The organism is Microbacterium sp. MMO-10 (genome assembly GCF_037148715.1).
In the GTDB taxonomy this organism is placed as follows: Bacteria; Actinomycetota; Actinomycetes; order Actinomycetales; family Microbacteriaceae; genus Microbacterium.
This window is the reverse complement of the sequence record NZ_JBBCSV010000001.1, coordinates 756,547-780,145: the sequence shown is the minus strand read 5'-3', so window position 1 is coordinate 780,145 and position 23,599 is coordinate 756,547. Positions and strand designations below refer to the sequence as shown.

Sequence of the window (23,599 nt, the reverse complement as noted above, 5' to 3'; positions counted from 1 at the left end):
GAAGTTCTGTGCGCGCTGCGGCGCGCGGATCCCGTCACGGGATCAGATGTCGAGGAACCGCACGTCCTTGGCGTTGCGCTGGATGAAGCTGCGGCGGGACTCGACGTCCTCGCCCATCAGCACGCTGAAGATCTCGTCCGCCGCGGCGGCGTCGTCGATCGTGATCTGGCGGAGCGTGCGCGTGGTGTGATCCATCGTGGTCTCCCACAGCTCCTTGGCGTTCATCTCGCCGAGACCCTTGTAGCGCTGGATGCCAGCCTCCTTGGGGATCCGCTTGCCGTTCGCGAGCCCCTCGTTCAGCAGGGCGTCGCGCTCCGCGTCGGAGTACACGTACTCGTGCGGGGCGTTCGTCCACTTGAGGCGGTACAGCGGCGGCATCGCGAGGAACACGAAGCCGGCCTCGATGAGCCCGCGCATGTAGCGGAAGAGGAGCGTCAGCAGCAGGGTCGTGATGTGCTGGCCGTCGACGTCGGCATCGGCCATCAGCACGATCTTGTGGTAGCGCGCCTTCTCGAGGTCGAAGTCCTCGCCGATGCCCGTGCCGAAGGCCTGGATCATCGCCTGGACCTCCTTGTTGGCCAGGGCCTTGTCCAGTCGCGCGCGCTCGACGTTGAGGATCTTGCCGCGCAGCGCCAGGATCGCCTGGGTGTGCGGGTCACGACCCTGCACGGCCGAACCGCCGGCCGAGTCGCCCTCCACGAGGAAGATCTCCGAGATCGACGGATCCTTGCTCGTGCAGTCCTTGAGCTTGTCGGGCATCGCGGCCGACTCGAAGACGCTCTTGCGGCGGGCGGTCTCCCGCGCCTTGCGGGCGGCCATGCGGGCGGTGGCGGCCTCGACGGCCTTGGTCACCACGTTCTTCGCCTGCTTCGGGTTGCGGTCGAACCAGTCGCCGAGCTGGTCGCCGACCACCTTCTGCGTGAACGCCTTCGCCTCGGTGTTTCCGAGCTTGGTCTTCGTCTGGCCCTCGAACTGCGGTTCGCCGAGCTTGATCGAGATGACCGCGGTGAGGCCCTCGCGCACGTCGTCGCCGGTGAGGTTGTCGTCCTTCTCCTTGAGGATGTTGTTCGCGCGCGCGTAGCGGTTGACGAGCGTCGTCAGCGCCGCGCGGAAGCCCTCCTCGTGGGTGCCGCCCTCGTGCGTGTTGATCGTGTTCGCGTAGGTGAACACGTTCTCGGTGTAGCCGGTGGTCCACTGCATGGCGACCTCGAGCGAGATCTTGCGCTCGGTGTCCTCCGACTCGAAGGCGATGATCTCGTCGTTGACCACGTCGGCCTTGCGCACGTGGTTGAGGTACTCGACGTAGTCGACGAGGCCGCGCTCGTAGAAGAACACGTCCGCGCGCTGGTGGGTGACGACGGTGCCGTCGACCTCCTCGTCGACCGTCGCGCCCTCGCGCTCGTCGACGAGCTCGATCCGCAGGCCCTTGTTCAGGAACGCCATCTGCTGGAACCGGGTGCGGAGGGTGTCGTAGTCGAACTCGACGGTCTCCTGGAAGATGCTGCCGTCCGGCCAGAACGTGATCGCGGTCCCGGTCTCGTCGGTGGCCTCGCCCTTCTCGAGCTGCTGCTGCGGCGCCCCGCCGTCGGCGAAGCTGTGCCGCCAGACGAAGCCCTTCTGCTTGACCTCGACCTCGAAGCGGGTGGAGAGGGCGTTCACGACCGATGAGCCGACGCCGTGCAGACCACCGGAGACCGCGTAGGCGCCGCCGCCGAACTTGCCGCCGGCGTGCAGGATCGTGAGCACGACCTCGACGGTCGACTTCGTCGGATCCGACGAGTGGGGATCCACCGGGATGCCGCGGCCGTTGTCGACGACGCGCACGCCGCCGTCGGCGCGAAGCGTGACGAGGATCGTGTCGGCGTAACCGGCGAGGGCCTCGTCGACCGAGTTGTCGACGATCTCGTACACCAGGTGATGCAGACCCCGCGGGCCGGTCGAGCCGATGTACATGCCGGGGCGCTTGCGCACCGCCTCGAGGCCTTCGAGAATCTGGATCGAGTCGGCGCCGTACTCGGCAGGCTCGGCCGGCGTGCCGGCGGTGCTCTGGTTCGTCGCGGATCCGGGTGCTTCAGCCCCCGTCTGGGTCGATTCGTTCGCGTCAGAGGGGGTTTCAGGCGTCATCTGAGGGGAGGCTCCACATCGAAGATCTAGGTCGTCAGTCTATCGGAAAGACCCCTTCCTGTCTCGTTGTACGCGCTTCTGCGCGCCTGAAGCCCCCCTCGACGGGATGGATCATGTCCTAACCGTAGGTATCGCGCGGACCGCGCCCTGGAGCGACTCTGGGGCCCCATTTCCAGGAAGGGACGTCCGGCCCGACGAAGCGGATGTTCTCCACGCCCGCCTCGGGGTAGCGCCGGCCGATCTCCGTGATGATCACGGCGCGCATGTACTGCAGGTTCTTCGCCCAAGCCGTCGAGTCGCACTTCACCGTGAGCATCCCGCCCTCGAGCGACACCGGTTCCGAGTGCTTTGCCGTGTCCGGCCCGGCGAGCTCGGCCCACTGGAGCACCAGGTCCTCACGGCTCAGCGCCGCCTCCCAGCCCGCATCCCTGGTGAGCTTCGCCAGCACGTCGCCGAGCGTGCCCGGATCCCGGCCCGCGGTGAACGGCGCGTTCTCGTCGTCGACGAGGCGCTTCTTTCGCTTCCAGTTCTTCGAGCTCGGCTTGAGTCCGCGCAGGCGCAGGTAGGTCGCGACGGTCTCCGGCACGTCGGGCTCGACGGGTTCAGTCATGGTCCGCCTCCCCGTCCGCAGGGTTCTCGCGCTCATCCGTGATCGTGCCTGCGGAGATCCGCACCACATGCCGATGCAGTACCTCCGGGATGTCCTCCTCGACCGCGGCGGTGACCAGCACCTGCTCGTAGTCGGCGGTGAGGTCGGCCAGCCGGCGCCGGCGCTCGGCGTCGAGCTCGGCGAACACGTCGTCGAGGATGAGCACCGGGTCGCCGGCGGGGGACTCCGCGCGCAGCAGCTCCGCCGAGGCGAGGCGCAGCGCCAGCGCGATCGACCAGGACTCGCCGTGCGAGGCGTATCCCTTCACCGGCAGGTCGCGAACCCGCAGCAGCAAGTCGTCGCGGTGCGGTCCGACCAGGGTGAGCCCGCGCTCGAGCTCCGCCGGGCGCTTGGCGACGAGGGCGGCGCGGAAGAGCTCGGCCGTGGACCCGACGGATTCCGCGGGATCCGGTCCCTGCGCTTCGGCAGTCTCGGCGACCGGTCTCAGGGAGGCCTCCTCCGGATCCCTGCCGCGGATCGACTGCGCCCAGTGCAGGCGCGGATCGTGGTCGGCCCCGGCGATCGCCGCATAGGCCGCGGCCACGCCCGGCTGCAGATCCGCCGCCAGCCGGGACCGGGCATCGATGATCTCGGATCCGAGCGCGATGAGCTTGTCGTCCCAGACATCGAGGGTCGTCAGGCCCTCCGCCTTCATGCCCCGGGCGCGCGCCGACTTGAGCAGCGCGGTGCGCTGCCGGAGCACGCGGTCGTAGTCGCCGAGCACCGCGGACATGCGCGGCGTGCGCTGGATGAGCAGCTGATCGGCGAACCGCCGCCGCGCCGAGGGGTCGCCCCGTACGATCTGCAGGTCTTCCGGGGCGAACAGCACCACGTGGGCGTAGCGCGGGAGGTCGGCCGTGCGGCCCGGCGCTCCGTTGATGCGCGCCTTGTTCGATCCCTGTCGATTGATCTGCACTTCGATCAGGACTTTTCTCGGTCCGTGGGCGAGGCGGGTGCGGACGATCGCCGCGTCGTATCCGTCGCGCACCATCGGTGCGTCGGAGGAGACCCGGTGCGAGCCGAGGGTGGCGAGGAAGACGATCGCCTCGGCGAGATTGGTCTTACCCTGGCCGTTGCGCCCCACGAGCACGTTCGGCCCGCGGTGCAGGGAGAGTTCGGCGGTCGCGTAATTGCGGAAATCCACGAGGCTGAGGTGCTCCACAATCACCCGAGCAACCTTACCCGCGGCCCCCGACAGCCGGGCCGGCGGGAGCGCTCGACCCGGCCGGCGCCGTTGCCCCGCCGTGCTGCGCGAAACAGCCGCGAGACCGAACCCGCGTCACGAAACCGACGATGAGAACGACGGTCTCGCGAAGGAGTTTCGGTCTCGCGGATCTCGCGACGGGCGAGTAAGCCCAGCAGCGGATCCGGCGACGGGCCGCGCGTCAGCGCAGCAGCAGGTTCGGCTGCAGCAGGTACTTGAACGAGTCCAGTCCGGCCTGGTCGACCGAGGTCTGGCTGGTGACGAGCACCGGGCTGAGCTTGTTCGCATTGTCCGACGAGGTGAACGTGACGCGCACGAACTCGCTCTTGACCGCGCCGAGCGCCTCGAGCAGGTACTGCGGGTTGAGTCCCAGCGTGACTTCCTCGCCGTTCAGGTGCGCGTCGACCGACTCGGAGGCCCTGGCCTGCTCACCGCCCGATGCGTCCATCGTGACCGAGGAGGTGTCGAACGTGAACCGCAGCGGTGCGGAGCGGTCGAGCACCAGCGCCACACGGCGGACGGCCTCGGTGAGGTCGGCCGTGTTGACCACCGCGTGGTGATCGGTCTGCTCGGGGAAGAGCCGGCGCACCGGCGGGAAGTTGCCCTTGATCAGCAGCGACGTGACGGTCTTGTTGCCGGCGGTGAACGCGATGATCTCGCGGTCCCCGACTCCGGAGAACGAGATCTGGATGGTGCCCGCGTGGCCGAAGGTCTTCCCGACCTCCTGCAGCGTGCGCGCCGGGACCAGCGCGGTCTGCTCCCCGGCCGCGCCGTCCCAGGGGACGTCGCGGAGCGAGACCCGGTAGCGGTCGGTGGCGACGAGGCTCAGCGTGTTGTCGCCCACTTCGAGCTGGACGCCGGTGAGGACGGGGGTGACGTCGTCACGCGACGCCGCGAAGGCGACCTGGGCGATGGCGGTGCCGAACTCCTCGGCCGGGACCAGACCGCTGGTGCCGGAGACCTCGGGGATCGAGGGATATTCCTCGACCGGCATGGCCGCGAGGGTGAACCGGGCGGATCCGCAGCGCACAGCGATCCCTCCGTCCTCCTCGACCGAGATCTCGATGGGTGCATTGGGCAGGCGGCTGGCGATGTCGGACAGCAGGCGGCCGTGCACGAGGATCGTGCCTGGTTCCTCGACCGTCGCCTCGATGGTCGTGCGCGCGGAGGCCTCGTAGTCGAACGCCGAGAGCGTGAGGCCGTCGTCGCCGGCCTCGATCAGCACGCCCGCGAGGATCGGCTGGGGGTTGCGCTGGGGCAGGAGCTTGACGACGAAGGACACTGCTTCGCTGAAGACATCGCGATTGACCTGGAACCTCACCGGTGCTCCTTCGTCGATTCGACCCGCAGGGACATGACCGTCGTTCCCTCCGACCCCGGCAGACACCAGGGGATCCCATGCTAATGCCAGCAGGCTTCCCGTCCAGGTCGCAGGCCCTCGGATCCGGATCCATCCCCAGGTCGGCCTCGGGAGGTGATCGATGGACCGAGATTCGAAGAGAGTTCTTAACGGTGTTAACGCCTGTGGATACTGTGGATAACTCTGGGGATGCTTTGCGGCCGTAGGGAACTACACGACTGTGACTTGTGGAGATCCTGCGGAAACAGTGGGGTCCGAGGCCCTGCCCGGAAGAACGTGTCGTCCGAGTTATCCACAGATCAGGGTGCTGTGTGGGGAATCCACGCCGTCTGTCGGACGAGATATCCCCAAGTTATCCACATGTGGACTCTCGGGCGGGGCGGATGCCGGATTTCGCCGAGGAGTCGCCGAAAGGCCCGCAGCGGTCCGCGTGGGAGCGGAGGGCGGGCACCGAGCCGCGGGGGCGAGGACCCTGATCAGCGCCGGCTGAGCTGTGCGGTGATCTCGGTCACCTGGTTGAAGATGGCGCGACGCTCCTTCATGAGCTCGCTGATCTTCTTGTACGCGTACATCACCGTGGTGTGGTCGCGGTTGCCGAAGAGCTGGCCGATCTTCGGCAGGGAGAGGTTGGTGCGCTCGCGGCACAGGTACATGGCGATCTGGCGAGCCGTCGCGATCTGCTGCGATCTGCTCGAGCCGTACAGGTCGTCCTCGGTGAGCTTGAAGTAGTTCGCCGTCGTCGTGATGATGTCGGTCGGCGAGATGATGCTGTCCTCGTCCTGGTCGACGATGTCGCGCAGGGCGGTCTGCGCGGTGGCGATGTCGAGCGCGGAGCGGTTCAGGTTCGCGAACGCCGTGGCGCGGATGAGCGCGCCCTCCAGTTCGCGGATGTTCGACGACACCTTGGTCGCGATGTACTCGAGCACATCATCCGGAACATGCAGCTGCTCGCTCTGCGCCTTCTTGCGGAGGATGGCGATGCGGGTCTCGAGGTCGGGCGCCTGCACGTCCGTGATGAGGCCCCACTCGAACCGGCTGCGCATCCGCTCCTCGAAGCCGGTGAGGTGCTTCGGCGGGAGATCGCTCGTGATGACGACCTGCTTGTTGTGGTCGTGCAGCTGGTTGAAGGTGTGGAAGAACGCCTCCTGGGTCTCCGCGCGGCCCTGCAGGAACTGGATGTCGTCGATCATCAGGATGTCGACCTCGCGGTACCGCGCCTGGAACGCGGATCCGCGGTTGTTCGCGATCGAGTTGATGAAGTCGTTCGTGAACTCCTCGCTCGACACGTAGCGCACCTTGACCCCGGCGTAGAGGGACTGGGCGTAGTCGCCGATGGCGTGCAGCAGGTGGGTCTTGCCGAGCCCGGGCCCGCCGTAGATGAACAGCGGGTTGTAGGCCTTCGCCGGCGCCTCGGCCACGGCCACGGCGGCGGCGTGGGCGAAGCGGTTGGACTGGCCGATGACGAAGTTGTCGAAGACGTACTTCGGGTTCAGTCGCGATTCGTGCCGGATCGGCGTCGGCTGCTGCTCGATCGGGGACTCGACGCGGGCGGGTTCCTGACGGGTCGCGCCGAAGTCGGCCACGGGGATCGGAGCGGTCTGCTGCTCCACCATGTCGTGGTTCACCGTGACGCGGAAGGACGTGACCTCGTCGCCGATGCGCGCGAGCGCCTCCATGATCGGCAGCCGGAGGCGCTTGTTGATCTGGCCGGCGGTGAGGTCGTTCGGAACCTCGAGGTAGAGCGTCGCCGTCATGACCCCGGCGGGGACGGCGAGATTGAGGAAGCCCTGCAGGGGGGCGGTCACGCGCTCATCGCCGACGAGCTCGGCGAGCAGCTCGTCCCAGATCGGGACGTCGGACGCTGCGGATGCGGACATGGTTCCCCCGGGGTGGCTCGGCACAGCCGCGGATTCGATCTCGCTCCTGTGGATAACTGCTCGTGCCACGGTAGTCAGCCTGGGCCGCGAGGGCAACCTGTGACTGGGATCCCCGGACGGCGTGTCCTTGTGAGCGGATCCGTCCACAGGTGTGGATAATGTTCCTTTCGCCTGCTCGGTTTGCGATGTGTGCGGCGACGTCGTAGCCTTAATCGGTTGACTTATGCCATTTCGGCAGTCTTTGTCCACCCGTCTCCGGCCGCGTCGATCCCGGTGACAGCTTCCCTTCCCGGAGAAATCATGAGCAAGCGCACTTTCCAGCCCAACAACCGCCGCCGCGCCAAGAAGCACGGCTTCCGCGCCCGCATGCGCACCCGCGCCGGCCGCGCCATCCTGTCGGCACGCCGCTCGAAGGGCCGTGTCGAGCTCTCGGCGTAATCCGTGCTCGCCCGCCCGCATCGCCTCGTCCGCGGGTCCGACTACCGCACGGTGGTTCGGCGCGGGCGGCGATACGGCGGGCCCCGGCTGATCGTCTCGGTGCTCGACACCGGTGAAGAGCGCCCCGTGCGCTTCGGTTTCATCGTGAGCAAGCAGGTGGGAAACGCGGTGACCCGCAACACCGTTCGGCGTCGTCTGAAGGATGCCTGTTCCCGTCAGCTTCCGTTGCGCGACGGGATCGACGTCGTGATCCGTGCACTGCCGACCGCCGCACACGCGACCTTCGCCGAGTTGCTCGCAGACGTGGACGGCGCCGTCGCCCGGGGGGCGCGATGAGCGCGCTTCCGGCGTACTCCCGTGGGACGGCGCATCTGCATGCCGCGGACGCTTTGCGGGCGGTTCCCCTGGCGCCTCGCAATCTGTTGCTGGGGTTCCTCACCGCCTACCGCGCGGTGGTCTCCCCGCTGTACGGCGATGTCTGTGCGTACTACCCCAGCTGTTCCGCCTACGCTGTAGGTGCGGTGCAGCAGCACGGTGCGGTGAAGGGCGCAGGCCTTTCGGCGTGGCGGATCCTGCGCTGCAATCCCTGGAGCCACGGCGGCGTGGACGATGTGCCGCCGCACAAGAACTTCCGACACGCCCTCACGCCTCGAGGATTCGTCGTACCCTCCCGAAAGGACTGACCAGTGGGTTCCGACCTCCTGTTTGCCGCGTCTACGACGCCCGCTGCCTCGAGCGGCGGCTTCGACCTGCTCGGCACCGTCATGTGGCCCTTCAAGGCCCTGGTCGAGGCGATCCTCGTCGCCTGGCACTGGCTCTTCACCGCGATCGGGATGCCCGGGGCCGCCGGCCTGACCTGGGTGCTGTCGATCGTCGGCCTGGTGCTGGTCATCCGCGCGGCGGTGTTCCCGCTCTTCGTGCGGCAGATCAAGAGCCAGCGCAAGATGATGGAAATCGCTCCTGAACTGAAGAAAGTTCAGGAGAAGTACAAGGGCAAGCGTGATCAGCTGAGCCGCGAGGCCATGAGTCGGGAGACCATGGCGCTCTACAAGAAGCACGGCACGACGCCGATGTCGAGCTGTCTTCCGCTGTTGGTGCAGATGCCCTTCCTGCTCGGAATGTTCTACACGCTGAGCGATGTGAAGAAGCACGCCGTGGCCGGCGAGGGCGGCGTGTGGCTGCTGACGAAGCAGCTGACCAAGCAGTTCTACGACGCGACTCTGTTCGGCGTCGCGCCGCTGCATACGAGCCTCGTCGACGCCGTCCAGCACAAGCCGACCGGCTGGGAGACCACGGTCGCGATCCTCGTCGTCCTGGTCATTCTCATGATCGGATCCCAGTTCTTCACCCAGCTCCAGATCATCTCGAAGAACCTGTCGCCCGAGGCCAAGACCGGCCAGGCGTACCAGATGCAGAAGATCATGCTGTACATCCTTCCGCTGGGCTTCATCTTCTCGGGTCTGTTCTTCCCCCTCGGCGTGGTCATCTACTGGTTCATCAGCAACCTGTGGACCATGGGCCAGCAGTTCCTCGTGCTTCGGGAGATGCCGACACCCGGATCCGATGCCGCCAAGGCGCGCGAGGAGCGTCTCGCTCGCAAGGGCAAGGCCATCAACTCCGAGGGCAAGGTCGTGCCGGTCGCGGTCTTCGAGGCGGAGCAGCAGAAGATGCTGGAAGACGCCGAGCGTCTTCGTGCGCAGCAGCCCAAGCGTCAGCAGCCGAAGAGCGCCAAGCGCGCGAAGAGGGACCAGAGCGGGGAGAAGTCGTGACCGAGCAGGATGTGGCGGAGCCGACGGTCTCCGACCTGGAGCACGAGGGTGATGTCGCAGCGGACTTCATCGAGGGACTGCTGGACATCGCCGACATCGACGGTGATCTGACGCTCGACGTCAAGCAGGGTCGTGCCTACGTCTCGGTCGAGGCCGAAGGCGACGGTCTGCGTCTGCTGTCGGCACCGGACACGGTCCAGGCCCTGCAGGAGCTGACCCGTCTGGCGGTGCAGAGCAGCACCGGATCGTTCTCACGGGTGATCCTGGATGTCGCCGGATCCCGCGACGCGCGCCGAACCCAGCTGGAGCGCCTGGTCGACTCGGCCGTGGCGAAGCTCGACGAGGGCGCCTCCCAGGCATCGCTGCCCTCGATGTCGAGCTACGAGCGCAAGTTGGTGCACGACATCGTGGCGGAGCGCGGACTGGTCTCCGAGTCGTACGGCGACGGTCCGACGCGACACACGGTCATCCGACGTCACTGAACGTTTCACGTGAAACATGTCTGACTCTGACTCGGGATCCCTGGAGCGGGAGCCGGCTGTCGCCGCGACGCTCTTCGGCGATCGGATCGACCTCGCCCGGAGCTTCACCTCGGCGCTGGCGGCACAGGGGGAGGAGCGCGGGCTGATCGGGCCCCTTGAGGTTCCCCGACTCTGGACCCGCCACATCCTCAACAGCGCGATCGCGGCGCCGCTCTTTCACGGCTCAGTGGCGGACGTGGGATCCGGTGCAGGACTGCCCGGCATCGTGCTCGGTATCGCTCGACCCGACGTCGAGTGGACACTGATCGAGCCGATGGAGCGCCGCGTCGCGTGGCTCGACGAACAGGTGTCGGCGCTGGGGCTTTCCAACGTGACCGTCGTACGTGGCCGCGCGGAGGACGTGGGTCTCAGCGCGCGCTTTGACATGGTGACCGCGCGTGCGGTCAGTGCACTGCGCACGCTGCTTCCATGGACGGCGCCTCTCGTGCGCAACGGCGGCGAGCTCGCCCTGCTGAAGGGCTCGAATGCGGAGAACGAGATCACTGCGGCTCAGAAGCAGATCCGGAAGTTCCTGCTGAGCGACGTTCGAGTAGAGACCCTCGGCGAAGGTGTGCTCGCGGAGACCACACGCGTTCTCCGCGCTACTGTCCGCGCCTGACGCCGACGGATCACGCGACGCAATTAGCCCGAATCGAACCCGCGGCGCGGGGAGTGGGCGATTCCTCGGACTCTTCGGCTCCCAGCAACTGGATGCTGAGTGCTCGTTCTCAGGCAGTGATGGGGCGGACGCGTTTCACGTGAAACGGTAGCCATCTGGAGTCGTGCGACCTGGTTCGCGCTATTGTGCTGCCGTCTTCCCGCCTCGCCGTGGACTCGGTGCCGACTCTGAAGTGCTTGAGTCTCGTTCTGCAGCGGCATCGGTAGCCGTGAATATGGCTCCCCTCACACGAACGCAGAGTGCGGTGCGGTCCGGAGAGAACCGACGTACAGAGACACTGCCGGTAGCGCTTCCGCGGCGGGATGAGAATCACCCTTCAGGCGATCGGTCCGCTTCTCCATCCGACGGCCCCCGCGCCATCATTTCCCACGCGCCTCGTCACCGACGCCCTACGACGCGTCCTGCACAACAGTTAGAGATGCCCGCGCAGGCGATGCCCTCGCGATTCTGTGATTCCCTCAGCACGTTGCCCGATTACTCGGGGCTGTTGTGACGCGTTTCACGTGAAACATAGCCCCCGCGCTGGATGGATGAGGCCTCGAATCCTCCCCTCGGGACGTGTCACCTCGTTTCTCTTTCCCGCGATGACGATCGCTCCCTGGGTTCGCAGGGGAGTGGGGGCTGCGGCCCGTCGTGAGGATCACGCACGACCGCTCCTCAGCATGGAAAGGGCCCCTGAATGTCATGACGCCGGGACGCGGGACTTCGGGACCCTGTCTCCCTGCACCTCTCTGTCTCCCTGTACGTCCCTGTGCCCCTGTACGTCCCGTTACTCCTGTACGTCCCTCTACTCCTGTACGTTGCTGCAACCTCACCCCGTCTCCTCAGCCCTGTGCTTCTCTGTGCCGCGGCACCTTCCTGTGTCCCCGGGTACCTGGCTGTGGGCCGATACCTCCCTGTACCCCTCTACGTCTCCATTCCCCCTTGGGTCCCGCTACCCCTATAGGTCCCGTTACCTCTGTACGTCCCTGCGCCCCCGGGTGGTGCGCTGCGGACCGCTACCGCCTTTACCCCTGCACGCGCCACTACCTCGTACGTTCCTGGACCCCTTCACTTCTCTGTACGTCTCAGTACCCCTTCACGTCCCTGTACTTCCCCACACCTCTTCACTCTCGGTGCCTCCCGTACCCCTGCGCCTCCCTGTACCTCCCGTAACCCTGTACCCCCCTGTACCTCTTCACTTCCTTTTCACCTCCTTCTGCTGCAGTCCGCCCCTGCACCCTTGGGTCTCCGTCATGGGGCTAGGTGCCGAGATCCGAGGTGGGAACGCAGGGCGGAAGCGCTGCACAAGTGAGGGATCGGTCCACACAATCAGGTTTCACGTGAAACATCGCACAGATCCCGTCCTCGACGGTGGGATGGTCGGTGGTTCAAGTTAGAGTGGAGATTCCGTCGTTTCCCGTCGGAGATCGTCGAAAGGAGTGGATGTTTCACGTGAAACAGTCCTCGAACACCTCGACTGCTGAATACGGCGTGGACACCCCCCTGGCGCGGGAGCTCGCAGATCTCACTGCGCGTCGCAAGGCTCTGGAAGCCGTCTCCGTGCACTTCGATGGACCCACGCGGATCTTCACGATCTCGAATCAGAAGGGCGGCGTCGGTAAGACCACCACCGCGGTCAATGTCGCCTCAGCGATGGCGGAGCTCGGCGCGAAAGTGCTGGTGATCGACCTCGACCCGCAGGGAAACGCGTCGACAGCGCTGGGAGTGCCCCACACCGCAGATCTGCAGAGCATCTACGACGTTCTCATCAGTGACGTGCCTCTCGCGGACGTCGTGCAGGTGAGTCCGGAGTCGCCGAATCTCCTCTGTGCGCCGAGCACGATCCATCTCGCGGGCGCCGAGATCGAACTGGTCTCCCAGGTCGCGCGCGAGCACCGACTGCGCACGGCACTCAATGACTACCTGGCGGCGCACCCCATGGACATCGTGATCATCGACTGCCCGCCCTCCTTGGGGCTGCTGACGATCAATGCGTTCACGGCGGCGACGGAAGTGATGATCCCGATCCAGTGCGAGTACTACGCACTCGAGGGGCTGAGCCAGCTGCTGGGCAACATCCGGATGATCCAGAAGCATCTGAACCCTGACCTCACGATGTCGACCATTCTTCTGACCATGTTCGACGGACGTACCCGTCTTGCGCAGCAGGTCGCCGAGGAGGTCCGTGGACATTTCCCGCACGAGGTTCTGAACACCGTAATTCCGCGCTCTGTCCGTGTTTCCGAGGCGCCGAGCTTCGGTCAGACGGTCATCGCGTACGACGGACAGTCGGTGGGCGCCGTCGCCTACCGTGAAGCAGCAGTGGAGATCGCTCGACGGGCGACGAAAGAGAACGAGAAGGGGCACTGATGGCCAAACGCACGGGACTCGGCCGGGGGATCGGCGCACTCATCCCCACTTCGGATGCTGCAGAGCGACCGGTCGACGTGTTCTTCCCCGGGGCGCGGACCACGGAGACCGCGAAGGAGACCACGCCGACGGTCAGTGCGGAGCCCGAGGCGGATCTCGTCGCGGTTCCGGGTGCCCGCCTGATCCGGGTCGACCCGCACGACATCGTTCCGAACCCGCGCCAGCCGCGCACGCACTTCAACGAGGACGATCTGGCTGAGCTTGTGCACAGCGTGCGCGAGTTCGGAGTGCTTCAGCCGGTCGTGGTGCGGCAGAACTCCGACGGCCAGTATGAGCTGATCATGGGCGAGCGGCGCACCCGCGCCGCGCGCGAGGCCGGCCTGGACTCGATCCCGGCGATCCTTCGGGAGACCGCCGACGAAGATCTCCTGCGCGACGCTCTTCTCGAGAACCTGCACCGCTCGCAGCTGAATCCCCTCGAGGAGGCCTCCGCCTACCAGCAGCTGCTCGAGGACTTCGGCATCACTCAGGAGGCGCTCGCCACGCGGATCGGACGCTCCCGACCGCAGGTGAGCAACACGATCCGCCTCCTGCGTCTACCGGTTCCCGTGCAGCAGCGTGTAGCTGCCGGCGTGCTGACCGCGGGCCATGCGCGTGCGATCCTTTCCCTCGACGATGCCGACCTCATGCAGCGGCTGGCAGACAAGGTCGTCAACGAGGATCTCTCGGTGCGCGCGACCGAGGAGGCGGCCAAGGTCATTGCGGCCTCCGGCACCGTGACGAAGTCGGTCAAGCCACAGGCGGGCGCGCGCCGCGCCTACCTCGACGACGTCGCCGGCAAGCTGGGAGACCGCCTCAACACCCGGGTCCAGATCGCGCTGGGCGCCAGGAAAGGCCAGGTCAAGATCGATTTCGCCTCCATTCAGGATCTGAACCGGATCCTCGAGGAGATCGGCCAGGAGGGTTTCGGCTCCTGAGCCTCTGAGACACCCCTGGTAATCACTCGGCCCGGAACGTCTTCGCTGACAGCGGATGCGTTCCGGGCCTTCGTGTCGGCGGCGCCGCGTAGGCTTGACGGGTGAGTGAGTCCCCGACGCGTCGTGCCAGCCTGGAGGTGTTGCGCGCTGAGGCGGCGGACGAGCTGGCCGTTCTCGTGCAGGAGAGGCTGCTCGGGGGAGAAGACCCGTGGGCGTTCATGGAAGAGCTGCCCAGCGTCGATGAGCTCGTGGTCTTTCTGCTGCGAGCCGACGAGATCGTCGAGAGTGGGGGCGTCCGTCCTGACGAGGCACGCAACTTCGAGGTCCTCCGCCGTATCGCGCTCGACTATCCGGAGTTGACCTCGATCGTGTGGGGCCTGCTCGGAGACGGGCCCAAGTATCGACGCTGGGACCTGCTGGCCGACGACGCTCGCTCCTAGCGCGAATCATGTGTTTCACGTGAAACGTGGGAGCGTCACAGGACGAGTCGGGGGCCCGGTCCTTGTCGTGGCACCGGTCCTGTACATGAACTGGCGATAACACTCCGCGTCTGTGTCCGCGCTGTCGTGATGCGGACGCTCCGGGCATGCTCCCCGAGCTAGGCGTTTCACGTGAAACCTCAAGTCCGGGGCACTGCATCACAGTCCGGCCGGCCGGATACGTAGCCCCTGCGCCAGCATTCCTGATGGCTGTGAAGAACACGTGACCTGCACCGCGCATGGGCAGCGGGAGGGGAGTCCACCCGGAGAGGTTGTTTCACGTGAAACGCGCTGCGCGGAGCGCCAAGGCGGCGGGGAGGCCGACCCGCACAGCAGCCCTGTGCGAGCAAGCCACATCGGGCAGGCGGGCCGGCTTTGCGCAGGCACGAAAAAGCCCGCCCTCGGAGGAGGGCGGGCTTCGTCGTCAGGGGGTCAGCCCAGGAAGGATGCCAGATCCTGCTCGAGCGCGAACTTCGGCTTGGCGCCGATGATCGTCGTCTTGACCTCTCCGCCCTGGAAGACCTTCATCGCCGGGATCGACGTGATCTGGTACTTCATGGCGAGATCGGGGTTCTCATCGACATTGAGCTTGAGGATGGTGATCTTGTCGGGGTTCTCCGACTGGATCTCGTCCAGCACCGGTGCGACCATGCGACACGGTCCGCACCACGCAGCCCAGAAGTCGACCAGAACGGGGCCTTCGGCCTGAAGCACGTCCTGCTCCCAGGTCGCCTGGCTGGTTGCCTTGGCAGTCATGATTCTCCTTGTTCGTGTGAGCGTGTCACGCTCGGTGAAGTCAACAGCAATGGGGGCGGAACTGTTCCCGCCGTTCAGGCGAGGACCGACTCCGCAGGGGTTCCGTCCGAAAGCGCCGCCAGGAAGTGCTCGACGTCCAGCGCCGCCACGGTGCCCGATCCCGCGGCCGTGATCGCCTGACGGTAGGTCGGGTCGATCACATCACCCGCGGCGAAGACGCCCGGAACGGACGTCCGCGACGTGCGCCCGTCGACCCAGATCGTGCCCTCGGGGGTGAGGTCCAGCTTGCCGTGCACCAGGTGGGTGCGCGGGTCGTTGCCGATAGCGATGAAGAGTCCATCGATCGGAAGATCTGTGGTGGTGCCGTCGACCGTGTTGCGCAGGCGCACTCCGGAGGTCGCGTCGTCACCCAGCACCTCTTCGACGGCACTGTTCCAGATGAACTCGATCTTGTCGTTCGCGAAGGCCCGCTCCTGCATGATCTTCGACGCCCGCAGCGTGTCCTTGCGGTGGATGATGTAGACCTTCGAGGCGAACTTCGTGAGGAAGGTGGCCTCCTCCATTGCGGAGTCGCCGCCGCCGACAACCGCGATCGTGCGCTCCCGGAAGAAGAAGCCGTCGCAGGTCGCGCACCAGGAGACACCGTGGCCGGACAGGCGATCCTCACCGGGGATGCCGAGCGTGCGGTAGGCGGATCCGGTCGCGTAGATCACGGAAGCGGCTTCGAGCACCGTCCCGCTGCCGAGCGTGACCTTCTTGATGTCGCCGTCGAGCTCGAGCTCGGTGACGTCGTCGTACAGCACCTCGGTGCCGAACTTCTCGGCCTGCTCCTGCATCTTGGCCATGAGGTCGGGGCCCTGGATCCCCTCGGGGAAGCCGGGGAAGTTCTCCACCTCGGTGGTCTTCATCAGTTCACCGCCGACCTCGACCGAGCTCGCGACGAGCACGGGGTTGAGGTTCGCGCGGGCCGCGTAGATCGCCGCCGTGAACCCCGCGGGTCCCGAACCGATGATGATGACCTGTCGCATTGCTTCTCCTTGCTCTCGCACGCTTCAACACATGGTACCGGCGCGGCATTCCGCGCGGCTGGGCGACCTCCCGGGGCGATCGCACGCCCGGGGCGGCAAGGGGCTCAGGCGACGTCGACGATGCGAGTCCTGCCGAAGACGGGGGAGAGGGACCCGCCCGACAATGAGGCGAGGTCGTCGACGAAGAGCGCCCTGTCGGACGGCGGGATCCAGAGGGTGAACGACGCCAGGGCGCCGTACACGACCTCGCCGAAGGAGGATCCATGGGCTGCGGCCCAGTCGCGCAGACCGTTGTCGATGCGCCCGGCGTCGGCATGCGGCACATCGACGCGCGCCTCGAGCAACTCGCGACGATGGAGCAGCACGGCCTCGTCCAGCGCATCGGAGACCGCCGTGGAGTACGCCCGGATCAGGCCGCCGGCGCCGAGCTTGACGCCGCCGAAGTAGCGGGTGACCACCGCGACCACGTCGGTGAGGCCGCGCCGGCGCAGCACCTCCAGCATGGGGATCCCGGCTGTGCCGGAGGGCTCTCCATCGTCCGAGGATCGTGCCTGATCCCTGGTGACGCCGGTCACCATCGCGGTGCAGTTGTGACGGGCATCCCAGTACTGCCGGCGGACGGACGCGATCACCTCGTCAGCCTCAGCCACGGACCGGACCGGGACCAGATGCGCGATGAAGCGCGACTTCTTCACGATGAGCTCGCGCGTGACGGCGGCGGCGATCGTGTCGGGGTAGGTGCGTGTCATGACGGCGGGTGGATGCCGGTGTTCATCGGGACGGCGCGAAGCGGCGCACGAGGCCCTTCAGCGCGTCGAGTTCCGGAGCGCGCAGCAGAACGAGCAGGCCGAGATAGACCACGAGGACCGCCCCAGCGATGATGAGGCAGCCGATCGCCGCCGGGATCCGGTCCGCTGTCGTCCACCCGTGCGCGCCGCCGAGGAGGAGGAAGACTCCCCAGCCCGCCGCCGTGGCGGGGATCGCCGCGAGGACGAATCGGCCCAGCGCGAGGATCCACCGGCCTGTGCCGATGCCGTTGAGACGGCTGTGCAGGAGCGCCGTCGCGACGATCGTCTGCAGGATGCTGGCCAGGGACTGACCGAGCGCCAGCGTCGCCGCCAGCGCCGACAGCGGGACGATGCCGGCCTCGTGGAGCAGCTTCGTCCCGAAAGCGGTGGCGGCGATGAGCACGCACTGGAAGATCGTGAAGAAGAAGGGCGTGCGGGTGTCGCCGAGAGCGTAGAACGTGCGCTGCACGATGAAGAGGACCGCAAGGGGCAGCAGGGCGACCAGGTAGCCGACGAGCACGAGGGCCGCGGCCTGGGCCTCGTCGGGGTTGTCGGTGAAGATGCGGGAGGCGGGGATCGTCGCGGCGACCACGGCGGCGAGAGCGCCCGTCAGGAAGAAGCCGAGGGTGCGGATGCTGCGGCCGATGTCGCCGCGCAGGTCATCGATGCGTCCGGCATGGGCGTGCTCGCTGAGCTGAGTGAAATAGGGGGTGCCGATCGACAGCACGATCACCGAGTAGGGGAGCATGAAGATCAGCCAGGCGTTGTTCATCACGGTGAGGGAGACGTCATCGCCCGATGCCTCGAGCGCGACGCTGTGCTGGTAGAACCCGGCGATGAGGCTCGACAGCGCCATGAGCATGGTCCAGCCGGCGAGCTTGCCGACGTTGCCGAGACCCACCCCGCGCCAGCGGAAGTCGACGCGCAGCGCGAGCCTGGTGCGCGGCCAGAACGCGAGCAGGACGCCCGCCTGCACGGCGATGCCCAGGGTGGCCGTGGCTCCGAGCCAGGCGATGCGGTCGGCGGGCCAGTCGGAGACATCGGTCAGCGGCGTTCCGAAGAGGGAGCCGATGATGAGGAAACCGGCGATCGAGACCACGTTGTTCACGACCGGCGCCCAGGTGAACGGCCCGAAGATCTTGCGCGCGTTCAGCGTCTCCCCGATGAGGGCGTAGAGACCGTAGAAGAAGATCTGCGGCAGGCACCAGTACGCGAAGGCGATGGCGAGCTGCTGCTGCTCGACGGTCGTACCCGCCTTCATGATGACGGTGACGATCCAGGGCGCGGCGAGCATCGCCACGGCGGTGGCTGCGAGCAGCAGGACGGTGCCGGCAGTGAAGATCTTCGAGATGAACGCGCTGCCGCCGTCCTCCCCGGCGACCGCCTTGACGATCTGGGGCACGAGGACCGCGGTGAGCAGCCCCACCGAGATGATCGAGAACACATCGTTCGGCAGCTGATTGGCGAGCGCGAAGGCATCCGGGGCCTTGCCCACGGCCCCGATCACGCCCACCAGCACGATCGTGCGCAGCAGGCCGGTGATCCGCGACACCATGGTGCCTGCCGCGAGCAGGGCGCTCGCGCGGCCGAGGCTACTCATGCTTCTCCTCACCCGTGGCGACATCACCGTCCGTTGCGACATCATCCTCCGATGGATCCATGCCGTCTGCGGAATGCTTCTCCGCGGCGGCCCTGCGCCGGCGGATGGTGCGGAAGATTCCTCCGGCGATGAGCAGCAGGCCGAGGGCGCCGAACACGACGAGGCCGATGGTCTCCCACTCGGCACGGATCGTGAGTCGCGCGGTCTGCTGCGGCCCGATTGCGACGCCGGTCGGGCTCGTGACCGACATCGTGAGCGTGATCTCGGCGGTGGCGACGTGCGACTCCAGCGGCAGGCGCACCGGCGTGGTGCTGGACGGCTGGGCCTCGACGTCGGTCGCCTTCGGCACGTCGATCCGCGAATCGCTGGGGACGACGTTCAGCCGCACGCGCACCGGGTACGGGAGCTCGTTGCGCACCCATACGGGCACGGTGACCTTGGGGCTGATCAGGATCGGATTGGACGGCTGGATCCCGACGGCGTTCAGGGTCTTCTGCGTCGCCTGTCGGTGCGTCCGCAGCGCCGAGGCGAAGTCATCGGGCGTGGTGTGCACCCCGACGCCGAGCAGGCGCATCATCGAGATGCGCTCGCGTACCGTCAGGTCGGCGGGGCGCTCCAGGATGGTCGCGAACTGTGTGAGCTTGTCGGCATCCTGATTCAGCGTGACGACGGCGGCGCCCCTGTCCTCGGCCGACTCGGTGGAGACCGTCAGCTCGGTGGGAGGGTTCGACAGCACGCGGTCGAGGCGGCCATCGAGGCCTCCGCTGAAGGCCGTCACCGCGCTGGAGAGCCCCTCTTCGGAGCGGGTGTCGGCGCGTGCGAGCCCGGCGAGAACGGTCGAACCGGGGGCGTCGAACCAGAGCATCGCATTGGCGGTGATCAGTGCCCCGCCGCGGGCCGAGGCATCGGACTGCGCCGCTGCGGCGCTCAGCGCGGCGGACACGGCGGCGTCGGCGACGAGCACGGAGGAGCCACCGACCGAGCCCCGTGCGGCGACCGCCGCACCTTGCGCGCCCGCCGTGAAACTCGTCGAGGGCAGGATCGACACCGTGTCGCCCCCTGCCGGGCCGTAGTGCGACATCGTCGCCACCTGATCGGCGGTCACCTCGCCGCGCGGCCACAGGATGTCGGTGCGTGCGCCGGCGATCGCATCGGCCGTGGAGGGCACGGCACCGGCCGTCGTGGCCGTCGTCGCGGTGGGGGTCGGCGTCGGGGTCGTGGGAGTGCCCGCGGGACCGAGGAAGGGGGTGAAGTCATCCACCGCGAGTGGCGCAGTCAGCCCGGCCGCCGCCTGTGCGGTGGTGTCGGCGTCGGCGAACTGCAGGGAGAAGCGCTCGTTGGGGAGCGCCTCGAGCCGGGAGAGCCATGCCACAGCCGTCGCGGGGGCGGCGGTGCCCAGCACCCGGATCGCCGCGACGATCGAGGGGTCGACCGCGAGCACGGCCGGTGTGCCCGCGACGCCGTCGAGCTGCGCGGTGAGGGCTCCCTCCGGGGCGGTGAGCGCCGTGAGCTCGGTCGCGTTGAGCAGGACGCCCTCGGGCGCCGCCGTGATGGGGACGACCGTGACGACCGTCGCGGGCGCACCCTGCGCGACGACGAGGGCGGTGCGCGACTCGGCCGAGGAGGTCGGGCTCCCCGTCGCTGCCGCCTCGAAACGCGCGCGCAGGGGATAGACGCCGGGGTTCAGCGCCCCGACATCGGCGCCCGGTACGACGACCTGCGTGCGGGAGACGCCCTCGGCATCCAGCACCGTGGTGCGCACATCGCCGATGGGGCTGAGTGCGGGCGCGTCGGCGGATCCGTCCAGCCAGGCGCCCACTGCACGGCGGTCGGCGAGGGCCGTGCGGCCGAGCTCGAGGTGGACCGTGCCCGCACCGAGCCCGGTGGTGGCGTCATTGCGCAGCGTCAGAGTCGCCGTCAGCGGGCTGCCGGAGACATAGGCGCCGTTGGCGTCGGGGAGCAGGGAGAGCAGCAGGCCCGCGTGCGAGGGCGTCTGCGTGGGGCTCGGCGCCGGAGTGCTCGCTGCAGCGACCGGCGTCGGTGCGGCGAGCGGCAGCACGAGGCCGAGGGCGACGACGAGCGCCCCGGCCGCGCGGCGGAGGCGCTGGCGCAGGGGAGATCTCACAGTCGTTGTCGCAGTCATCGAGGATCCGTCGGGCGCGCGGGGCGCGGCGAGTGCTGGCCTTGAGAGTCTAGGCGGCGCGGTGTGCGGATCCCTGGAGGTGGGCAGGACGAGCATCGGGGGAGATGCCGGTCTCGCTGCGCCGCGTAGGCTGACGCCGTGGTCCGACACCTGACGCCCCGCCCTGATTCGCTGCTCTGCGCGGCGCTCGCCGCCGACCTTGACGCGGCCGATCTGCGCTCCGAGCCGTTGCGCGACGCCTGGGGCGCCGAGGCCGACGACGCGCTCGCCCGAGGGATCCGTTCGCCGCTCCTGCGGGCGCTCGCCGCACGCACCGATCCGCTCGCGACGCTCGGACGCCTCTTCGTGCTCGGCATGCCGCAGCCGCTCTCCGACGTCGCGGCGGCCCTGCCCCGCACCGGCGTGGACGGCGTCGAACGACTGGGGCTGGCGTACCGTTCCGACGATCTGGTCGTGCCCGCGGCGCTCATCCGCCCGCAGTCCTTCGTCGACGCGGACGGCGTGGGGGAGTGGTGGATCGCGAGCGACCTCGACGAGCTGGCCCTGCAGCACCTCGACGAGGACGGCGTGCTGCCTCCCGATCACGTGCTGGGCGTCGGCGGCGCCTCCCGGACTCTGGCGTCCTTGGTGATGCCGATCGAGGTCGAACGAGCCCTGGATCTCGGCACCGGATGCGGAATCCAGGCGCTGCTGGTCTCGCGGCACGCCGGATCCGTGGTCGCGACGGACATCTCCGAACGCGCGCTCGCCTATGCGGAGCTGAACGCCATGCTCGCCGGCGTGCACAACATCGAGTTCCGGCTCGGGAGTCTCTTCGAACCGGTGGCCGGGGAGAGCTTCGGTCTGATCGTCTCCAACCCGCCGTTCGTCATCACCCCGCGCGGCGCCGACGTGCCCGAGTACGAGTACCGCGACGGGGGGCTCGTCGGCGACGCGCTGGTCGAGGCGTTCGTGCGCACCGCGCCGCAGCACCTCGTCCCAGGAGGGTCGGCGCAATTGCTCGGCAACTGGGAGTCCATCGACCCTTCGACGGGTCCCGGGGCGGGGGCGACGGGCTCGGAGACCGGGGCGCTGGGCGTGCGCCGGCTGGAGTCGTGGATCGATCCGGCGCTGGATGCCTGGGTCGTGCAGCGCGAGACGCTGTCGCCGCTCGGCTATGCGGAGCTGTGGATCCGCGACGGCGGCACGACGCCGCGGGACCCGGCGTTCGATTCGCTGCTCGATGCGTGGCTGGACGACTTCGATGCCCGAGGCGTGACCGAGATCGGCTTCGGGTATGTGCTGATCCGCCGCCCTGCAGTGCGGGAATCCGGCACTCCGGTGCCGCCGCTGCGCCGCTTCGAGACCATCGCCCAGGCGGTCACGAGCGCGGGGCGGGCCTTCCGGGACGGCCTCGCCGGGCATGACGCGCTCGCCGACGGAGTGCCCGACCGGCTGCTCGTCGCTCCCGATGTCACCGAGGCGCGCCACCACATCCCGGGTCAGGACGCGCCCTCCGTGATCGAGCTGCGCCAGGGCGGCGGGTTCGGCCGCACCGTGTCGGTGGATCCGGCTCTCGCCGGCTTCGTCGGGGTCTGCGACGGCGAACTGACGGTCGGACAGATCACGAGCGCGCTCGCCGAGCTGTTCGAGGTGCCGCCGGCCGCGCTCTGGGCCGATCTGGAACCGAGGCTGCGCACGCTCGTGACCGACGGCTTCCTCGTCCCAGTGGATCCGGACATCGCGGAATAGATCCCGGATCCATGCGTTCGAATAGATCATGAAGGCTTTCGGATTCCTCTCCTTCGGGCACTACGGCGACGTGCCCGGATCGGTCACGCGCACCGCCGGCGACATGCTGCGTCAGACGATCGAACTGGCCGAGGGCGCCGACGAGATCGGCGTGAACGGCGCCTACGTGCGCGTGCACCACTGGGCGCGGCAGGCCGCGTCGCCGATGCCGCTGCTGACGGCGATGGCTGCCCGCACCCGCCGCATCGAGGTGGGAACCGGCGTCATCGACATGCGCTACGAGAACCCCTTCCAGTTCGCCGAGGAGGCGGCGGCGCTCGACCTCATCGCCGACGGCCGGATCGCGCTCGGTGTGAGCCGCGGCTCACCCGAGACGGCCCTGCAGGGCTACCGCACGTTCGGCTACGAGGACGGCGAGGACTCCGAGCGCGGCAGCGTGATGGCGCGCGAGAAGTTCGAGCTGTTCCTGCGCGCGATCGAGGGCGAGCGCATCGCCCCCGGCGACCCGCGCATGGTCGGCGCCGGGCACTACCTCGCGATCGAGCCGCAGTCGCCTACCCTGCGCGATCACATCTGGTGGGGATCCGGGTCCCGCGCGACGGCCGAGAGCACCGGGCGGATGGGCCTCAACATGATGAGCTCGACGCTCGTCACCGAGGCCACGGGACAGCCGTTCCACGAGCTGCAGCGGGAGCAGATCGAGCTGTTCCGTACCGCGTACAAGGACGCCGGCCACACCGGCGCCCCTCGGGTCTCGGTGAGCCGGAGCGTGTTCCCGCTGGTGTCCGACCAGGACCGCGCCTATTTCGGGCTGCGCTCGGAGGAGAACCACGACCAGATCGGCGTGATCGACGGCTTCCGCTCCACCTTCGGCAAGACGTACGCGGCCGAGCCCGACGTGCTGATCTCCCAGCTGAAGCAGGACGAGGCCGTCATGGCGGCCGACACCCTCATGCTGACGATCCCGAACCAGCTGGGGCCGGAGTACAACCTGCACGTGCTGCAGGCGTTCGCCGAACACGTCGCCCCGGCTCTGGGCTGGAAGCCGAACACCGAGGGACCCGTGCAGGGCGTCGCCGTCTGAACCCCCGCGGAAAGGTCTGAGGCCTCCTCTACATTCGGGA

Annotated in this window: 21 protein-coding genes; 11 read left to right on the top strand and 10 right to left on the bottom strand. The window is 67.9% G+C overall.

Annotated features, from left to right (window positions below; translation table 11 throughout):
* Window positions 1-42 precede the first annotated feature (42 nt).
* From gyrB to dnaA, 5 genes are all read right to left on the bottom strand, one after another.
* On the bottom strand, window positions 43-2,124 hold the full coding sequence (gyrB, locus tag WFJ17_RS03695) for a DNA topoisomerase (ATP-hydrolyzing) subunit B (RefSeq protein ID WP_336647695.1): 2,082 nt from the start codon (window positions 2,122-2,124) through the stop codon (window positions 43-45).
* Between the two features lie 118 nt (window positions 2,125-2,242).
* Window positions 2,243-2,734, bottom strand: a complete 492-nt coding sequence (locus tag WFJ17_RS03690; protein ID WP_251443832.1) for a DUF721 domain-containing protein — start codon at window positions 2,732-2,734, stop codon at window positions 2,243-2,245.
* Window positions 2,727-3,941, bottom strand: a complete 1,215-nt coding sequence (recF, locus tag WFJ17_RS03685; protein ID WP_336647694.1) for a DNA replication/repair protein RecF — start codon at window positions 3,939-3,941, stop codon at window positions 2,727-2,729. Before recF ends, WFJ17_RS03690 begins: the two co-directional genes overlap by 8 nt.
* Before the next feature lie 217 nt (window positions 3,942-4,158).
* Window positions 4,159-5,298: a DNA polymerase III subunit beta gene (gene dnaN, locus WFJ17_RS03680; RefSeq protein WP_336647693.1), complete on the bottom strand. Its 1,140-nt coding sequence runs from the start codon at window positions 5,296-5,298 to the stop codon at window positions 4,159-4,161.
* 515 nt (window positions 5,299-5,813) lie between these two features.
* The gene (gene dnaA / locus WFJ17_RS03675) at window positions 5,814-7,214 is read right to left on the bottom strand and encodes a chromosomal replication initiator protein DnaA (protein WP_251443825.1); all 1,401 of its coding nucleotides are present in this window, start codon (window positions 7,212-7,214) and stop codon (window positions 5,814-5,816) included.
* Window positions 7,215-7,514: 300 nt separating this feature from the next.
* On the opposite strand from dnaA, the gene rpmH reads away from it, so the two are divergent.
* From rpmH to WFJ17_RS03630, 9 genes are all read left to right on the top strand, one after another.
* Window positions 7,515-7,652 carry a 50S ribosomal protein L34 gene (gene rpmH, locus WFJ17_RS03670; protein ID WP_116241601.1) on the top strand — a complete coding sequence of 46 codons (138 nt, stop codon included), beginning with the start codon at window positions 7,515-7,517 and terminating at the stop codon, window positions 7,650-7,652.
* A gap of 3 nt (window positions 7,653-7,655) precedes the next feature.
* The gene (rnpA, locus tag WFJ17_RS03665; protein ID WP_336647692.1) at window positions 7,656-7,988 is read left to right on the top strand and encodes a ribonuclease P protein component; all 333 of its coding nucleotides are present in this window, start codon (window positions 7,656-7,658) and stop codon (window positions 7,986-7,988) included.
* Window positions 7,985-8,335: a membrane protein insertion efficiency factor YidD gene (gene yidD / locus WFJ17_RS03660; protein ID WP_251443821.1), complete on the top strand. Its 351-nt coding sequence runs from the start codon at window positions 7,985-7,987 to the stop codon at window positions 8,333-8,335. The genes rnpA and yidD overlap by 4 nt, the downstream gene beginning before the upstream one ends.
* A 3-nt stretch (window positions 8,336-8,338) precedes the next feature.
* On the top strand, window positions 8,339-9,421 hold the full coding sequence (gene yidC, locus WFJ17_RS03655; RefSeq protein WP_251443819.1) for a membrane protein insertase YidC: 1,083 nt from the start codon (window positions 8,339-8,341) through the stop codon (window positions 9,419-9,421).
* The gene (locus WFJ17_RS03650) at window positions 9,418-9,903 is read left to right on the top strand and encodes a Jag family protein (RefSeq protein WP_251443817.1); all 486 of its coding nucleotides are present in this window, start codon (window positions 9,418-9,420) and stop codon (window positions 9,901-9,903) included. The genes yidC and WFJ17_RS03650 overlap by 4 nt, the downstream gene beginning before the upstream one ends.
* A 16-nt stretch (window positions 9,904-9,919) precedes the next feature.
* Window positions 9,920-10,561, top strand: coding sequence for a 16S rRNA (guanine(527)-N(7))-methyltransferase RsmG (gene rsmG, locus WFJ17_RS03645; RefSeq protein WP_336647691.1), 642 nt, complete (start codon window positions 9,920-9,922; stop codon window positions 10,559-10,561).
* A 1,485-nt stretch (window positions 10,562-12,046) separates the two neighbouring features.
* Window positions 12,047-12,973: a ParA family protein gene (locus WFJ17_RS03640; protein WP_336647690.1), complete on the top strand. Its 927-nt coding sequence runs from the start codon at window positions 12,047-12,049 to the stop codon at window positions 12,971-12,973.
* Window positions 12,973-13,950, top strand: coding sequence for a ParB/RepB/Spo0J family partition protein (locus tag WFJ17_RS03635; protein WP_336647689.1), 978 nt, complete (start codon window positions 12,973-12,975; stop codon window positions 13,948-13,950). Before WFJ17_RS03640 ends, WFJ17_RS03635 begins: the two co-directional genes overlap by 1 nt.
* Before the next feature lie 101 nt (window positions 13,951-14,051).
* On the top strand, window positions 14,052-14,390 hold the full coding sequence (locus WFJ17_RS03630; protein WP_292882360.1) for a tryptophan synthase subunit alpha: 339 nt from the start codon (window positions 14,052-14,054) through the stop codon (window positions 14,388-14,390).
* 471 nt (window positions 14,391-14,861) lie between these two features.
* Here WFJ17_RS03630 and trxA read toward each other — a convergent pair whose 3' ends face one another.
* From trxA to WFJ17_RS03605, 5 genes are all read right to left on the bottom strand, one after another.
* Window positions 14,862-15,236, bottom strand: coding sequence for a thioredoxin (gene trxA / locus WFJ17_RS03625; RefSeq protein WP_292883549.1), 375 nt, complete (start codon window positions 15,234-15,236; stop codon window positions 14,862-14,864).
* A 23-nt stretch (window positions 15,237-15,259) separates the two neighbouring features.
* Window positions 15,260-16,213 carry a thioredoxin-disulfide reductase gene (gene trxB / locus WFJ17_RS03620; RefSeq protein ID WP_292882363.1) on the bottom strand — a complete coding sequence of 318 codons (954 nt, stop codon included), beginning with the start codon at window positions 16,211-16,213 and terminating at the stop codon, window positions 15,260-15,262.
* Window positions 16,214-16,317: 104 nt separating this feature from the next.
* A complete protein-coding gene (locus WFJ17_RS03615) occupies window positions 16,318-16,962 on the bottom strand; it encodes an IMPACT family protein (RefSeq protein ID WP_336647688.1) in 645 nt (214 codons plus the stop codon).
* 22 nt (window positions 16,963-16,984) lie between these two features.
* Window positions 16,985-18,601, bottom strand: coding sequence for a murein biosynthesis integral membrane protein MurJ (murJ, locus tag WFJ17_RS03610; RefSeq protein WP_336647687.1), 1,617 nt, complete (start codon window positions 18,599-18,601; stop codon window positions 16,985-16,987).
* Complete coding sequence (locus WFJ17_RS03605) at window positions 18,594-20,744, bottom strand: DUF6049 family protein (protein WP_336647686.1); 2,151 nt, start codon at window positions 20,742-20,744, stop codon at window positions 18,594-18,596. The genes murJ and WFJ17_RS03605 overlap by 8 nt, the downstream gene beginning before the upstream one ends.
* 138 nt (window positions 20,745-20,882) lie before the next feature.
* Between WFJ17_RS03605 and WFJ17_RS03600 the strand changes: the two genes are divergently transcribed.
* Both WFJ17_RS03600 and WFJ17_RS03595 read left to right on the top strand, forming a co-directional pair.
* The gene (locus tag WFJ17_RS03600) at window positions 20,883-22,475 is read left to right on the top strand and encodes a DUF7059 domain-containing protein (protein WP_336647685.1); all 1,593 of its coding nucleotides are present in this window, start codon (window positions 20,883-20,885) and stop codon (window positions 22,473-22,475) included.
* A 28-nt stretch (window positions 22,476-22,503) separates the two neighbouring features.
* Window positions 22,504-23,559: an LLM class flavin-dependent oxidoreductase gene (locus tag WFJ17_RS03595; protein WP_251443791.1), complete on the top strand. Its 1,056-nt coding sequence runs from the start codon at window positions 22,504-22,506 to the stop codon at window positions 23,557-23,559.
* Window positions 23,560-23,599: the final 40 nt, after the last annotated feature.